Here is a 14,634-nt window from a genome sequence, read left to right on the forward strand (position 1 = left end):
TTGTTGCTCTCGGCGACCCCGCCGCCCGGTCCGCGCCCCGCGCAGCAGGCGCGGCTGTACGAGGAGGCGGCCCGCCACCGCGGGCTGACCCCGCCCCGTACGCACCCCCTGGCCAGCATCACCTGGCTCGGCCCGGCCGCCTCCAACCCGGCGCTGGCCCACCGGGTGAGCGGCGACCCGGTCCATCTGGCGGAGAGCCGGCGCTGGATCGAGGCCGCGGTGCGGCTGCCGCACTGGGGCAAGGCCCATATGCCGGACCACGATCTGGACGCCGGCTGGCTGCTGCACCATCTCTCGCTCGCCTACCGGTGGATCGGCGACGATCTGCCGGAGGGCGTGCGGGCACTGCTGCGGTACAAGCTGCTGCTCCAGGGGCGGCGGATGTACGAGTTCGCGGTGGCGAGCGAGGGCCGCTGGTGGTCGTCCTCGTACTGGCAGAACCACAACTGGATCTGTTACGCGGGTCTGGCGACGGCCGGTTATGTGCTGGGCAAGGAGGAGTGGACCGAGCGCGCCAAGGAGAATCTCGGCACGGTCCTCGATCTGATGCCGGACGACGGTTCGCACGCCGAGGGGGTCGTCTACTGGCGTTACGGAGTGCCGTTCCTCGCCATCCACCTGGATCTCCTCCAGGAGGCGGAGGGCATCGACTGGTGGGGGCGGGGCGGCTTCCTCACGAACACCTTCCACTACCGGCTGCACCAGTTGGCCCCCGGCTTCGCGTTCAACGTCGACCACGGCGACTGCCACGACCGGCGCAGCGGACACAGTGCCGGCCTGTACTACCGGCTCGCGGCGCAGTACGGGATTCCCCAGGCACAGTGGCTGGGTGATCTCGCCTCGGGTGAACTGCTGTGGCAGGAGGCGGCGGAGAGCGGGGTACGGCCGGGGATCCTGCCGGAGGCGTATCTCGAATACCTCTGGTACGACCCGTCCGTGTCCGGCGCCCGGCCCACCGGGACACGGGCGTTCTTCCCGGATCTCGGGTTGCTCGCGGCCCGGACCGGGTGGGACGACGACGCCACGCTGGTCTCGTTCAAGGCGAGCCCCGGCGGTGGTCACAAGGCGTGGGAGACCTCGGCGAAGCACCGGGCGGAGCTGGGCTGGGAGACTCTCAACCAGGGCCACCACCACCCCGATTCGGGCTCGTTCGTGCTGGTGTCGCAGGGTGCGTTCCTCGCGGTCGACGAGGGTTACAGCAACCGCAAGCGGGCGGCACATCACAATCTGCTGCTGGTGGACGGCCGGGGGTACGCGGACGAGGACCGCTACCACGTCTACAAGGACATCCCGTACGAGCGGCAGGCCCGGCAGCGCGATGTGCTCGCCGGTCCCGACTGCGGGTGGGCGCACGCCACGGCGGAGATCGCCGCGATGTACGACCCGGACCTGGGCGTGCGGCGGCTGGACCGGACGCTGGTGTTCACCCCGGCGGGGCGGCTCGTGCTGCTGGACCTCGCCGAGGCGGACACGGAGCGGGAGTGGACGTTCCTGCTCCAGACCGACCGGCCCACCGAGCCGGGGCCGGACGGCGGCCGGCTGATCCGGTCCGGGGCGGCCTGTGCCCTGGTGCGGCAGTTCGCGCCGCAGGATGCCTCGGTCGTCTCCGAGGCCACCGAGGTGGAGGCCAATCCGACGTCCAGCACGCCGGAGCTGCGGCTCACCCGCACACTGCACACCCTGAGCGCGACGACCGGGCGCTCGACGGACGCCCTCTTCCTCACCTCGATCGTCCCGGGCTCGGTACCGGCCCCCGCCGAGCGGGTGTTGTGCGCGCGGGGCCAGGGCGTCACCTTCGGCGAGGAAACCGTGCTCCTCTCCCCCGTGGCCCGCCGGATCCGTACCGCCTCGGTGTCGGCGGACGCGGCGGCGGTGCTGCTCGGGGCCGAAGGCTCGGCCCCGTACGTGGTGGCGGCCACCCGGCTGGAGCTGGACGGCCGCGTGCTGCTCGATGTCCCGGAGCCGTACACAGGAAAGGTCGGCTGATCACCATGCAGGCAACCCTCTCGTCCGGCTGGCCGACGCTGCTGCGGCGGCTGGAGTTCGTGGCCTACCCGGCGGCCGCCGGGGCCGCCTTCACCGTGCTGTCGCTCGGTGTCGTGACCTGGCTTCCCGCGCTCGCCGCGATGGGGCACGCCCTCCAGCGGTGGCGGGCGGAGGGTGACAGCCGCTGCTTCACCAACACCTTCGCCGCCTTCCCGCAGTACTGGCGGTCCCTGTGGCGCCACTCCCTGGCGTCCACCGCCGCAGCCGTCGTGCTGGCCGCCAACATCGTCCATCTGCTGGGCCGTCCGGAGCCGTGGACGTTCGTGCTGCTCGCCGCTCAGGTGGGCATCGCGGCCGCCCTCGCCATCCACCATGTGGCGCTCGCGGCCGAGGCGGGCCGCTCGCCGCGCGGAACGGTCCGCAGCTGGTCGCGCGGTGCGCTGGCCCTCGGCTTCGGGTCGGCGGCCCGTGGCACCGCTCTGCTCGGCGCGGTGATCTCCGCCGTGCTGATCTCCCTCGTCGTACCGCTGGGGCCCCTGCTCCTCGGCCCCAGCATCCCCGTACTGCTCGCTCTGTCCTTCGCAGACCCCAGGAGGCACACCCCATGAGCCGTGTACTGCGCACCATCCTCGTCGCCGCGCTCGCCGCCGGCGCGCCGCTCGCCTTCCCGCCGCCGTCCGTCGCCGCCGAGGCCGCCACCGCGTACTACGTGTCGCCGTCCGGCAGCGACTCCAACGCCGGTACGTCGGCGAGCGCCCCGCTCGCCACGATCCAGAAGGCGGTCGATCTGGCGCCGACGGGCGCGGTGGTCAATCTCGCCGCCGGTACGTACAAACAGGACGTCGTGACCAAGCGCGCCGGTGTCACCATCACCGGCCCGGCGAACGCCGTGGTGAAGGGGGCCGGCGACGCCCGGATCATCCAGGTGCAGCACGACTCGACAACGCTCAGCGGCTTCACCGTGGACGGGCTGCACGGGTCGTCCACCGATGTGTCGGGTTACCGCCTCAAGCTCATATATGTCATGAGCACGACTCCGGGCAACGGGGTGGGCGGTCTGCGCATCACCGGGATGACGCTGAAGAACGCCGCCGACGAGTGCCTCCGGGTGCGCTACCTGGTGACCGGCGCGGACATCTCCGACAACACGATCACCAACTGCGGGGTCAACGACTTCAAGTTCGGCGGCGGCGGCAAGAACGGCGAGGGCATCTACCTCGGCACCGCCCCGGAGCAGCAGGGGGCGAACGGCGCCCCGGACGCGGCCCCCGACATCAGCAAGAACAACCGCATCCATCACAACACCATCGCCACCCAGGGCAACGAGTGCGTGGACGTGAAGGAGAACTCGACCAACAACTACGTCGAGTACAACGACTGCAGCGGCCAGAAGGACTCCAGCTCCGGCGGCCTGGACGCGCGCGGCAGCGGCAACATCTTCCGTTACAACACCATTCACGACAACGTCGGTTCGGGCATCCGGCTCGGCGGTGACACCGCGACCGACGGCGTGAACACCAGTATTTACGGCAACACCATCACCGGTAACGCGGGCGGCGGCATCAAGTTCATGCGCACCCCGCAAGGTCCGGTGTGCACCAACACCATGAGCGGCAACACCGGTGGCGACGCGGTCGGCACCTACGGCGGCGAGTACGACCCGACGGGTGCGTGCCCCCAGTGACCGGGCGGGGACCCGCGAGACGCGGGGTACTGACGGCGGCGGCCTCTCTGGCCGCGGTCGCGGCCACGGCGCCCGGGGCCCAGGCGGCCGAGCGGTCGGGCGGCGGCGCGGGCCGGTCGCGCTGGACGACGTCCTGGGCGACCGCGCAGACCGCGCCCACCGCCACGGACACGGTGGCGAGCGCCGGCCTGACCGACGGCACCTGCGTTTCCCACGTACGGCTCTCCGCGGGCGGGAACGTCCGGCTGCGCTACGGGCACGCCTTCGGCACGGTCCCGGTCCTCGTCGGCCCGGTGACGGCGGGCGGCCTGCCCGTGACGTTCGGCGGGCAGCGGCAGGCGTGGCTCGCCGCGGGCTCCTCGCTGACCAGCGACGCGGTCGCCGGACTGCGGGTCCCCGAGGCCGCGCGGCTGACGGTGGAGACCAAGCTCCCCGGCCCCACCGGTCCGCTCTCCTTCCACCGCAACACCCATGCCTCGCACTCCGTCGACGGCGAGCGCACCACATCGGTGTTCCTGCTGACGGGCGTCGAGGTGACGGGCGCGCACGGGCCCGTGATCGCGGTGCTCGGCGACTCCATCACGGAGGGTGTCGGCACACCCGACGACGCCGACCTGCGCTGGCCCGACCAGTTGGCCCGGCGTCTCCCCGGCTCGGCCGTCGCCAATCTCGGCATCAGCGGCAACCGGCTGCTGCTGGACGACGCCAGGTTCGGGCCGGGCGGACAGGCGCGCTTCGACCGCGATGTGCTGTCGCTGCCCGGACTGCGCACCGTCCTCGTCCATCTCGGTGTCAACGACCTCCAGCAGCCGCCGAGCCAGACCGACCCGGCGCTCGTCCTGGCCGGGTACCGGCAACTGGTACTGCGCGCCCGCAACGCCGGGCTGCGGACGGTCGGCGCGACCATCGCCCCGTTCGGCGGCTGGACCCGCTGGACGCCGGAGCTCGAAGCGGTGCGGCAGCGGATCAACGCGGCGGTGCGCACCGGCCGGGTCTTCGACGCCGTCGTCGACTTCGACGCGGCACTGCGCGACGCGGAGAACCCGGCACGGCTGCTGCCCGCGTACGACAGCGGGGACGGACTCCACCCCAACCCTTCCGGTCACGCCGCGCTGGCAGCGGCCGTCGACCGCCGAAATCTCCTGTGAGGGCCGCATGACGAACCCAGGCACCACTCCAGGCACCACCCGGCGCACCGTTCTCGCCGGGGCGGCGGCTCTCGGCGCGGCCGCCGCGCTTCCGCTGGCGCTCACCGCCGCCACGGGCACCGCGCACGCGACGTCCCCGGCAGCCGTCACCGACGACCCCGCCGCCCTGCGCACCCGCTGGCACACCCTGCTCACCGGTGGCCCCGGACTCGACCTGACGGACCCGCAGATCGCCGCGGCCGTGGCCCGGATCGGCAAGGCCGCGACCACCTCGGTCAAGGGTCTCGACCCGGCCCGGACCGACGGGCTGTTCCCCGATCTGACCAGCACCACGCTCTCCAACCATGTGACGACGTCGTTCAAGCGGCTCGCCACGGTCGCGACCGCGTGGGCCGTCCCCGGCACCCCGCAGTACGGCGACACCGCGCTGCGCGATCTGCTGCTGGCCGGCCTCGACTGGATGCTGACCAACCGCTACGGCGCCGACCACACCCGGTTCGACAACGACTGGGACTGGGAGATCGGCTCCGCGCTCGCCCTCAACGACACTGCCGTGCTGCTGTACGACGTGCTGGGCACGGAGCGGCTGGGCCGGATCACCGCGGCCGTGCGGCACTACACACCCGACCCGAACCTCTGGCGGGCCGACCGGCAGATCGCCACCGGCGCCAACCGGGTCTGGATCTCCACCGTGGTCGCCGTCAACGCGGTGCTCACCGGGACCGGCGGCGATCTGGCCCGGGTCCGTGACGCTCTTTCGGACGTCGAGGGTTCGGGCGCCAACAGCGTCCTGGCCTTCAACGACGCGAGCGCCGCGGCGGAGGGCACCGGCGAGGGCTTCTACTCCGACGGTTCGTTCCTCCAGCACTACAAGCACCCGTACAACGGCGGGTACGGCAAGGAGCTGCTGAACAACCTGTCCCGGCTGCTGAACCTCCTCGCCGGGACCGAGTGGGCGGTCACCGACCCCGACCTCGACAACATCCGCGGCTGGGTCGACGACGGCTTCGACCCGCTGCTGGTGCGCGGCGACGTGATGGCCTCGGTGTGCGGGCGCGAGATCGCCCGGCCCAGCAAGCAGGGCCATGTGTCGGCGCAGACGGTCATCGAGGCGGTGGTGCGGCTGATCCCGAGCTTCCCTGGCGAGACGGCCGACCGGTTCACCTCCCTGGTCAAGCAGTGGATCGCCGAGGACACCTACCGGGACTTCCTGGCCGTCACCGACCTCGCCTCGCTGGTCGCCGCCCGGCAGGTCATCGCCTCCACGGTGCCGGCGCGAGGGCCGCTGGTCGCGCACAAGCAGCACCCCCGGATGGACAAGGCCGCCCACCACCGGCCGTCGTTCGCGCTCGGCATCTCCGCGTACTCGTCCCGGATCTACAACTACGAGTCGATCCAGAACGAGAACCTGCACGCCTGGCACCTGTCCGACGGCATGGTCCTGCTCTACACCGACGACCTCGGGCACTACAGCGAGGACTACTGGCCGACCGTCGACCCGTCCCGGCTGCCCGGCACCACCGTCATCGCGGGGCGCCCGGCCGACGCGGCGGGGCAGCGCACCACCAGCACGGCCGACTGGGCGGGCGGGACCGCGCTGCCCGGCACCACGCTCGGCGCGTACGGCATGGAGCTGCGCGCGTACGGCAGTTCGCTGCACGGGCTGAAGAGCTGGTTCTGCCTGGACGACGTGATCGCCTGCGTCGGCTCGGGCATCGGCGCCGACGCGGGCACGGCCGAAACGGTCGTCGAGAACCGGAAACTCCGCGATCCGAAGGCGGCCCTGCTGGTCAACGGCGCGGCGGCGCCCACGGACGCAGGCTGGTCGGCCCGGCTGGACAAGGTCCGGTGGCTGCATGTGGCCGGAACCGGCGGCTATGTCTTCCCCGAGCCCGCCACGCTGAACGGTCTGCGCGAGGAGCGCACCGCGACCTGGCGCGAGATCAACCTCAAGTACGGCACGGACACCTCGGTCACCCGCCCGTATCTGACGCTGTGGCAGGACCACGGTGCCGCACCGAGCGGGGCCGGCTACTTCTGGCTCCAGGCCCCGGCCGCCTCGGCCGAGCGGACCGAGCAGTGGTCGGCCGCGCCGCCGGTGAAGCTGATCGCCCGCTCCACCGCCGTGCACGCGGTACAACGCTGCGCGGACGGGCTGGTCGCCGCGAACTTCTGGACCGCCGGCACCGTCCGGGACCTCACTTCGGACGGCCCCGCCTCGGTGCTGGTGCGGCCGGACGGGAAGACGGTGAAGGTGTCGCTGTCCGACCCGACCCAGCTGCGGTCCTCGGTCGTGCTGGACCTGGCGCAGCGCGGCCTGAGCGTCGTCTCCGCCGATCCGGGCGTGAGCGCCCGGTCCACCAAGGACGGTGTCCGGATCACCGCCGACACGGCCGGACGCCACGGCGCAACCCTCAACCTCACCCTGAAGAGGAGCTAGACCCTTGCTGTTCGACATGCCTCTGGACCGGCTGCACGACTACCGGCCGGAGCCGGAGGAGCCGGCCGACTTCGACGCCTTCTGGGAGAAGACGCTCACCGAGACGGCCCGCCACGGCCTGGACGCCGAGTTCGTTCCGTACGACGCCGGGTTCGCGACCGTCGACGTGTTCGACGTGACGTTCCGGGGCTGGGGCGGGCAGCCGGTCAAGGCCTGGCTGATGCTGCCGAAGACGCGTTCCGGCCCGCTGCCCGCCGTGGTGCAGTACATCGGCTACAACGGCGGCCGGGGCATCCCGTACTCCTGGCTGACCTGGAGCGCGCTCGGCTACGCCCATCTGGTGATGGACAACCGGGGCCAGGGCGGCGGCGGCAAGAACACCGCCGACACCCCGGACATCGGCCCGGACGGGCACGGCTCCTCCTCGCCGGGCTTCCTGACCCGCGGCATCGAGGACCCCTACCGCCACTACTACCGGCGGCTGATCACGGACGCGGTGCGGGCGGTCGACGCGGCGAAGGCCCATGAGGCGGTGGACGCCTCCCGGGTGGCGGTGCTCGGCGGCAGCCAGGGCGGCGGGCTGGCGCTGGCCGTCGCCGGGCTGCGGGACGACATCGTGGCCACCGTCGCCGATGTGCCGTTCCTCTGCCACTACCGGCGCGCCTCGCAGATCACGGACGCCGGACCGTACGCGGAGATCGCCCGCTGGCTGTCCGGGCACCGCTTCCGGATCGACGAGGCGATGGAGACGCTGTCCTACTTCGACGGGGTCAACTTCGCGGCACGGGCGAGTGCCCCGGCGTGGTTCTCGGTCGGCCTGATGGACAAGATCTGCCCGTCGTCCACGGTGTTCGCCGCCTACCACCGCTATGCAGGCCCGGCGCAGATCGAGGTGTTCACGTACAACGGGCACGAGGGCGGCGCCGAGTACGACCTGCCACGCAAGCTCGGCGCGCTGCGGGGCGTGTTCGGCCAGTAGCGCACCACGGTCACCGGCCCAGCGCCGCCATCGCGGCGTTGTGGCCGGGCACCCCGCTGACCCCGCCGCCGCGCACCGCACCGGCCCCGCACAGCAGCACATTGGCGTGCGCCGTCTCCACCCCCCACCGGCCGGTGGACTCCGTGGCGTACGGGAAGGCCAGGTCGCGGTGGAAGATGTGGCCGCCGGGCAGCCGCAGGTCCCGCTCCAGGTCGAGCGGGGTCTTCGCCTCGATGCACGGCTCCCCGTTCTCGTCTCGGGCCAGGCAGTCGGTGACCGGCTCCTCCAGGTGCGCGTCGAGTTCGGCGAGTGTCGCGGCGAGCAGTTCGGCGCGGGTCGTCGCGTTGTCGGCGGCGAAGAGCCGGGCGGGGGTGTGCAGGCCGAAGAGGGTGAGGGTCTGACAGCCGCGGGCGGCCAGGTCCGGGCCGAGGATCGACGGGTCGGTCAGCGAGTGGCAGTAGATCTCGGAGGGCGGGGCGGCGGGCAGCCGCCCCGCCGCCGCGTCCCGGTAGGCGTCTGCGAGCTGCCCGTACCCCTCGGCGATGTGGAACGTCCCGGCGAAGGCCTCGCGCGGGTCGACGGAGCGGTCGCGGAGCCGGGGCAGCCGGGTGAGCAGCATGTTCACCTTCAGCTGCGCGCCCTCGGCCGGGGCGGGCGGTTCGTCCCCGAGGAGGGCGGCGAGCGCCTGCGGCGAGGCGTTGACCAGGACCTTGCGGGCCGCGACGACGTGTTCGGAGTCGAGTGAGCGGACGGTGATCTCGGCGCGTGTTCCGTCGGTCTCGACCCGGGTCGCCTCGTGCCCGACCCGGATCTCCGCCCCGGCCTCGCGGGCGGCCCGCGCCAGGGCGTCGGTGAGCGCCCCCATCCCGCCGACGGGGACGTCCCAGTCACCGGTCGCGCCGCCGATGACGTGGTAGAGGAAGCAGCGGTTCTGGAGCAGCGAGGGATCGTGCGCGTCGGCGAAGGTGCCGATCAGGGCGTCGGTGAGGACGACTCCGCGCACCAGGTCGTCGGCGAAGTTCTGCTCGACGGCGACGCCGATGGGCTCCTCGAAGAGCATCCGCCAGGCCTGCGGGTCGTCGATCCGCCCGCGCAGCGCGTCGCGGCCGGGCAGCGGCTCGGTGAGCGTCGGGAAGACGCGTTCGGCGACGTGCCGGGTCATGCCGTAGAACCGCTCCCACGCCCGGTACTCGCGGTCGGATCCGGTGAGCGCGGCGAAGGAGTCCCGGGTGCCCCTCCCGCCGACGAGCAGTCCGGTGGCGCGGCCGCCGCGCACGGTCGGGGTGTACGAGGAGACGGTCCGCTTCCGTACCGTGAAGTCCAGTCCGAGCTCGCGGACGATCTTCCGCGGGAGCAGGGACACCAGGTACGAGTAGCGCGACAGGCGGGCGTCGACCCCGTCGAAGGGGCGGGTAGAGACCGCCGCTCCCCCGGTGGTGGCCAGGCGTTCCAGGACCAGGACGGACTGTCCGGCACGGGCGAGGTAGGCGGCGGCGACCAGACCGTTGTGGCCGCCGCCCACGATCACTGCGTCATAGCTGTCGGGTGCGGGCATGCCCCTTCGTAGCACGGCGCGCCCGCGCCGGCCAGAGGCCGTGGTGCCCGGTCAGTGCGGTGGCTGCTGTCCGCCGCGCAACGCCGCGACCTGTCGGTACAGCTCCACGGCCTCCGTTCCCCGGCCGAGCTGTTCCAGGCAGTGTGCCTCGTCGTTGCGGGCGGCGAGGGCGTCGGCGTGACCCGGGCCCAGGAGCCGGTCACGGGCCGCGGCGACCGTGCGGTAGACGGTGAGGGCGTCGGCCCAGCGGCCGAGCCAGCCGAGGCCGACGGCGACCTCGCGGCGGCTGACGAGGGTGTCGGCGTGGTCGGGGCCCAGGACGCGTTCGCGGATCGCGCACACGTCGCGCGCTTCGGCGAGCGCCTCCTCCCAGCGGGCGAGGCGCCCCAGGTTGACGCCGAGGCCGTGGCGGGCGCGGAGCGTCTCGGGGTCGGTGGAACCGCCCACCCTGGTCCGGTCCGCCACGAGGGCGCGGTACAGCTCCAGGGCCTCCGCGCTGCGGCCGAGACGGCCGAGGCTGATGCCGACCTCGTAGCGGGCGGAGAGCGTGTCGGGGTGGTCGGCGCCGAGCGACCGCGACCGGGCCTGGGCGACTTCCAGGTACGCCTGCAGGGCCTCCGTCCAGCGCCCCAGCCGGCCCAGGGTGTACGCCACCTCGTAGAGCGTGACCAGGGTGTCGGGGTGGTCGGCGCCCAGCAGCCGGCTGCGGTCCGACGCGACGTCCCTGGCCATCCGGTACGAGTCCTCCAGGCGGCCGAGACGGCTGAGGTTGAAGGCGAGGTTGTGGCGGCAGCGCAGGGTGTCGGGGTGGTCGGGTCCCATCGACCGTTCCCGGGAGGCGAGAACCGTCGCGTACACCTGATGGGCCTCGAAGTGCCGGCCGAGCCGGCCCAGCACGTACGCCGTCTCCTGGCGGGCCGCCAGGGTCTCCGGATGGTCGGGGCCGAGGGTGCGCTCGCGGCCCCGGGCGACACGGTCGAACTCCCGCAGGGCGTCCTGGACGCGTCCGGTGCGGCTGAGGGTGAAGCCGATCTCGTACCGGCTGGCGAGCGTGTCGGGGTGGTCGGGGCCGAGGGCGTGCTCCCGTTCGGCGGCGACCGCGCGGTGTACTTCGCCGGCCTCCTCCCAGTGGCCGAGGCGGCCCAGGTTGAGGCCCGCGCTGTGCCGGCTGGCGAGGACCGACAGCAGTTCCGGCGACGGGGTGGGCCGCTCGGCCCTGACCGGGGGCAGTTCGCCGGTCGGGCCGCGCAGATCGGTGCCGGTGGTCCACTCGCCGGTGAGCCCGGCCCAGTGCTCGGGCGGGGCGAGCCCGGGCTGGGTGCCGGTCGCCCTGTGACCGGCGGTCATGCCACGGGTCCAGGCCGGCAGCTGCTGCCCCGGGCGTACGACGGGAACGGGCGGGGCGAGCGGTACCTGCCCGGTGGGCGGCAGATGCGGCTGCTCGCCGGTACGGCCGACGGCGATCCGCTGCCGGAGGTCGCCCGCGTCGAAGGGGCGCTCCTCGGGGGTCTTGGCCAGCAGTTCCAGTACGACGCGGTCGAAGAAGCCCGGGAGTTCGGCCCGGTGGGTGCGCAGCGGCCGGGGCTGGGTGTCGCGGTGTCCGACCAGGACGGCCCAGGCGTCGTCGAGGTCGAACGGGGGAACTCCGGTGGCGATCTCGTACAGCACGCAGCCCAGTGAGTAGAGGTCGCTGCGGTGGTCGATCTGGCCGCCGCTGATCTGCTCGGGCGACATGTAGTGCGGGGTGCCCATGGCGATGCCGGTGCCGGTGAGACGGGAGGTGAAGCCGATGTCGTGGCCGAGCCGGGCGATGCCGAAGTCGCAGATCTTCACCGTGCCGTCGGCCAGCCGCATGATGTTGGCGGGTTTGAGGTCGCGGTGCACGATGCCCTGCTGGTGGGTGTAGCCGAGGGCGTCGGCGACCTGTTCGGCGATGTCGACGACGTCGGGCACCGGCAGCGGGTGCTGCTTGTTGTCCTCCAGGAGCTGGCTGAGGTTGCGCCCGTCGAGGAGTTCCATGACCAGGTAGAGGACGCCCTCGTGCTCGCCGAAGTCGTGGACGACGGTGACGCCCCGGTGCTGGAGTGCTGCGGCGACCCGGGCCTCGCGGCGGAAGCGTTCGCGCAGGACGCGGGTGAAGGACTGGTCGTGCTGGGACCCCATCGGCTTGAGGCATTTGACGGCGACATGACGGCCGAGCGATTCGTCGCGGGCGCGCCACACCTCACCCATGCCTCCGCGCCCGATCAGATCGAGCAGTCGGTACCGGCTCTGGATCAGCCTGGTGTCCGCCATCGCCTGCTGTCGCCCCCGTTTGTTCTGCCTGCTGTCTACTGCTGCGCCCTCCCCGGCCCGTCCAGTATGGCGGCCCCGCTGCGCAGTTTGTACGGGGTGGGGCGGCTGCCGGGACCGAGCCGGGCCATCGCGTTCGGAATGTGACCGGGCGGGAGTCGCCAGCGGAGCCGGGCGGGGATGCGGCGCAGTGCGGTTCCGGCGGTGCGCAGGCGGCGGTCGACGATGTGCACCGGTGCGACGGGTCTGCCGTAGAGCTCGTGGGCGTACGGGGGCAGTGACTGGTAGGCGAGTGCCGCGACGCGCCGCCACAGCAGTGCCCGCGCCGGTACGAGCAGCGGGTGGACGGGGGGCCGGCGCAGGAAGTCGTCGACGTCCAGGGCCTCCGGGGACGCGGCGAGCCGGGGCCTCACGCCCTCGAAGTAGGCGGCGAGCTGTGCGGTGGTGGCCGGCACGTCCGCGGGGTCGAGGCCGACCAGGCGGGCGCTGTGGCGGTGTTCGTCGATGTAGCGGTCGGCCTGGGCGGCGGTGAGCGGGAAGCCCGAGCGGCGCTCGACCTGAAGGTAGGAGTCCACCTCCGCGCAGTGCACCCACAACAGCAGTCCGGGCTCGTCGATGCCGTAACTCTCCCCGGTTTCCGGGTCGGTGGCCTTGATGAGCCGGTGAATCCTGCGGACCCGGGCGCCGGCCTTCTCGGCGGCCTCGGTGGTGCCGTAGGTGATCGTGCCGACGAAGCCGGCCGTGCGCATCAGCCTTCCCCAGGCGTCCTTGCGGAAGTCGGAGTTCTGCATGACGCCGCGCACGGCGCGCGGGTGCAGCGCCTGGAGGTAGAGCGCCCGGACCCCGGCGATCCACATCATCGGGTCGCCGTGCATCTGCCAGGTCACGGATTCGGGCCCGAAGAGCCCCGGGTCGGCGTCCACCATGCTGTGCGTACCTCCCGCTGGGCGACGTACGTACGCGAAGGATACGTGGGGGCACCGACATCTCCCAGGGGGTTCGTGCGGAGGTGCCCGGAGGGCCCGTCCCGGTGCACGTACGTACCTCCTAGGGTGACCTGCCTGGCCGATACGAGCGGATTACGCCCGTCCGTACCGCTCATGGGCGTGGAGGAGGAGTGCTTCCTCGTCGGTCCCCGCACCCGCGAAGTCGTCCCGTACGGGGACGAGGTGGCGGCGCAGGCCGCGGAGGAGCCGGGCGATCTGGTCTCCCGGAAGCTGGGCCGGTACCAGGTGGAGACGAAGACTCCGCCGTGCGGCACCTTCGGGGAACTGCACGGGGAGTTGCGGCGCCTGCGGACGTGACGCGGGCTACGTCGGCTGGCACCACACGATGTGGCAGCGGTGGCCGGTGTCCGGACCGCCGCCGTACTTCTCCCCCCTACGACGCGTACGAGCAGCACCTCACGGCGCTGACCGTCACCGCCCTGCGCGCCGTCGAGCGGGCGACCCCGGTCCCGAGCTCTCCGCCGAGCTGCTACGGGCGGCGCGCGACGGGCTGCGCGGCGAGCACACGGATCCGCGCACGGGGCGGCTGTCGCCGGCGGACGGCCTGGTGCTGTCCCCGCTGCACCACATCGGCCCGGCTCCGGAGGAGACCGGCGACCGGCGACCGGCGACTGGGAGACCGTCGTCGCGCTGCTGCGGCGGCTGGCGGCCCGCGGCGCGGCCCGCGCGAGGTGATCGTTAATCTGTCCCTCCCTGCCGTCGGGCGGGGAGAACAGGGGTGGGACATGCACAGAAGAATGCCGGTGGCCTCCGTGCTGGCGGCGGTGGCAATCGGGATCACGGTGGCGCCGGCCGCGCATGCCGAGGGCCGGGGCGACATCCGGGTCGTCAAGACCGTGGTGAACGGCGGGAACAATGTGATCGTCGGGGTCAAGGCCCCCAAGCAGTTCCCGATCACCATGACCATCAAGGACAACTCGGGGGTGAAGGGGGTCACCGATGTGTCCGCGTTCACCACGAAGGGTGGTCACGGGCCCGTGGACCACCTCGGTACGACGTGCCGGAAGACCAGCTCGACGACGTCCGTGTGCACCGCGACGATGCGGATCGACCCCACCTGGATCGACGACTACGGAAGGGGCAACGAGGGCTGGGACGCCAACGCGGTCGCGGGGACCTGGCAGGTCAACGCCACGGTCAAGGCCAACGACAGCAGCTACTGGATCTCCGACCGCATCGCCCTGTTCAAGGTCAAGCGCGCCGCGACCCTGACCACGGACGCCACGCCCGAGCCGGTCAGGAAGGGCGGCACGCTGACCGTCACCGGGAAGCTGTCGCGGGCCAACTGGACGGACCTCAAGTACCACGCGTTCACCAAGCAGGTGGTGAAGCTGCAGTTCAAGAAGCCCGGCGGCAGGTACAGCACCGTGAAGACGGCGACCACGGACAGCAAGGGCCACCTCCGGACCACGGTGAAGGCCACTGCCTCGGGCAGCTGGCGCTGGGCCTTCCTCGGGACGACCACGACCATGAAGGTCGTCGCCACCGGCGACGCCGTCACGGTGAAGTGACCACGCGGCGGGCCGGAAACGGCCCGCCGACG

At 72.4% G+C, this 14,634-nt stretch carries 11 protein-coding genes; 8 read left to right on the plus strand and 3 right to left on the minus strand.

The window, feature by feature from the left end; translation table 11 throughout:
• From EES42_RS33635 to EES42_RS33660, 6 genes are read left to right on the plus strand one after another with little or no spacing between them, the layout of a single operon-like run.
• On the plus strand, positions 1-1,986 hold the full coding sequence (locus EES42_RS33635) for a hypothetical protein (RefSeq protein ID WP_124721984.1): 1,986 nt from the start codon (positions 1-3) through the stop codon (positions 1,984-1,986).
• A gap of 5 nt (positions 1,987-1,991) precedes the next feature.
• Complete coding sequence (locus EES42_RS33640; protein WP_124721985.1) at positions 1,992-2,594, plus strand: YesL family protein; 603 nt, start codon at positions 1,992-1,994, stop codon at positions 2,592-2,594.
• Positions 2,591-3,670 carry a DUF1565 domain-containing protein gene (locus tag EES42_RS33645; RefSeq protein ID WP_124721986.1) on the plus strand — a complete coding sequence of 360 codons (1,080 nt, stop codon included), beginning with the start codon at positions 2,591-2,593 and terminating at the stop codon, positions 3,668-3,670. The genes EES42_RS33640 and EES42_RS33645 overlap by 4 nt, the downstream gene beginning before the upstream one ends.
• Positions 3,667-4,818 (plus strand): SGNH/GDSL hydrolase family protein, encoded by a 1,152-nt coding sequence (locus EES42_RS33650; protein WP_124721987.1) that lies wholly within the window; start codon positions 3,667-3,669, stop codon positions 4,816-4,818. The genes EES42_RS33645 and EES42_RS33650 overlap by 4 nt, the downstream gene beginning before the upstream one ends.
• A gap of 7 nt (positions 4,819-4,825) precedes the next feature.
• Entirely contained in the window at positions 4,826-7,258 is a 2,433-nt protein-coding gene (locus EES42_RS33655; protein WP_124721988.1) for a polysaccharide lyase 8 family protein, read from the plus strand.
• Between the two features lie 4 nt (positions 7,259-7,262).
• A complete protein-coding gene (locus tag EES42_RS33660) occupies positions 7,263-8,237 on the plus strand; it encodes an acetylxylan esterase (RefSeq protein ID WP_124721989.1) in 975 nt (324 codons plus the stop codon).
• A 10-nt stretch (positions 8,238-8,247) separates the two neighbouring features.
• Here the strand turns inward: EES42_RS33660 and EES42_RS33665 are convergent, their stop codons facing one another.
• The 3 genes from EES42_RS33665 to EES42_RS33675 are packed head-to-tail and all read right to left on the minus strand — an operon-like array spanning position 8,248 to position 13,010.
• Positions 8,248-9,792 carry a phytoene desaturase family protein gene (locus tag EES42_RS33665; protein WP_124721990.1) on the minus strand — a complete coding sequence of 515 codons (1,545 nt, stop codon included), beginning with the start codon at positions 9,790-9,792 and terminating at the stop codon, positions 8,248-8,250.
• A 51-nt stretch (positions 9,793-9,843) separates the two neighbouring features.
• Entirely contained in the window at positions 9,844-12,087 is a 2,244-nt protein-coding gene (locus EES42_RS33670) for a serine/threonine-protein kinase (protein ID WP_124721991.1), read from the minus strand.
• A 35-nt stretch (positions 12,088-12,122) separates the two neighbouring features.
• A complete protein-coding gene (locus tag EES42_RS33675) occupies positions 12,123-13,010 on the minus strand; it encodes an oxygenase MpaB family protein (RefSeq protein WP_124721992.1) in 888 nt (295 codons plus the stop codon).
• 174 nt (positions 13,011-13,184) lie between these two features.
• On the opposite strand from EES42_RS33675, the gene EES42_RS33680 reads away from it, so the two are divergent.
• Positions 13,185-13,388: a glutamate-cysteine ligase family protein gene (locus tag EES42_RS33680; protein ID WP_124721993.1), complete on the plus strand. Its 204-nt coding sequence runs from the start codon at positions 13,185-13,187 to the stop codon at positions 13,386-13,388.
• 440 nt (positions 13,389-13,828) lie between these two features.
• On the plus strand, positions 13,829-14,602 hold the full coding sequence (locus EES42_RS33685; RefSeq protein WP_124722226.1) for a hypothetical protein: 774 nt from the start codon (positions 13,829-13,831) through the stop codon (positions 14,600-14,602).
• The last annotated feature ends 32 nt before the right edge of the window (positions 14,603-14,634 follow it).

Origin of the sequence: Streptomyces sp. ADI95-17 (assembly GCF_003846175.1) — a bacterium.
Classification (GTDB): Bacteria; Actinomycetota; Actinomycetes; order Streptomycetales; family Streptomycetaceae; genus Streptomyces; species Streptomyces sanglieri.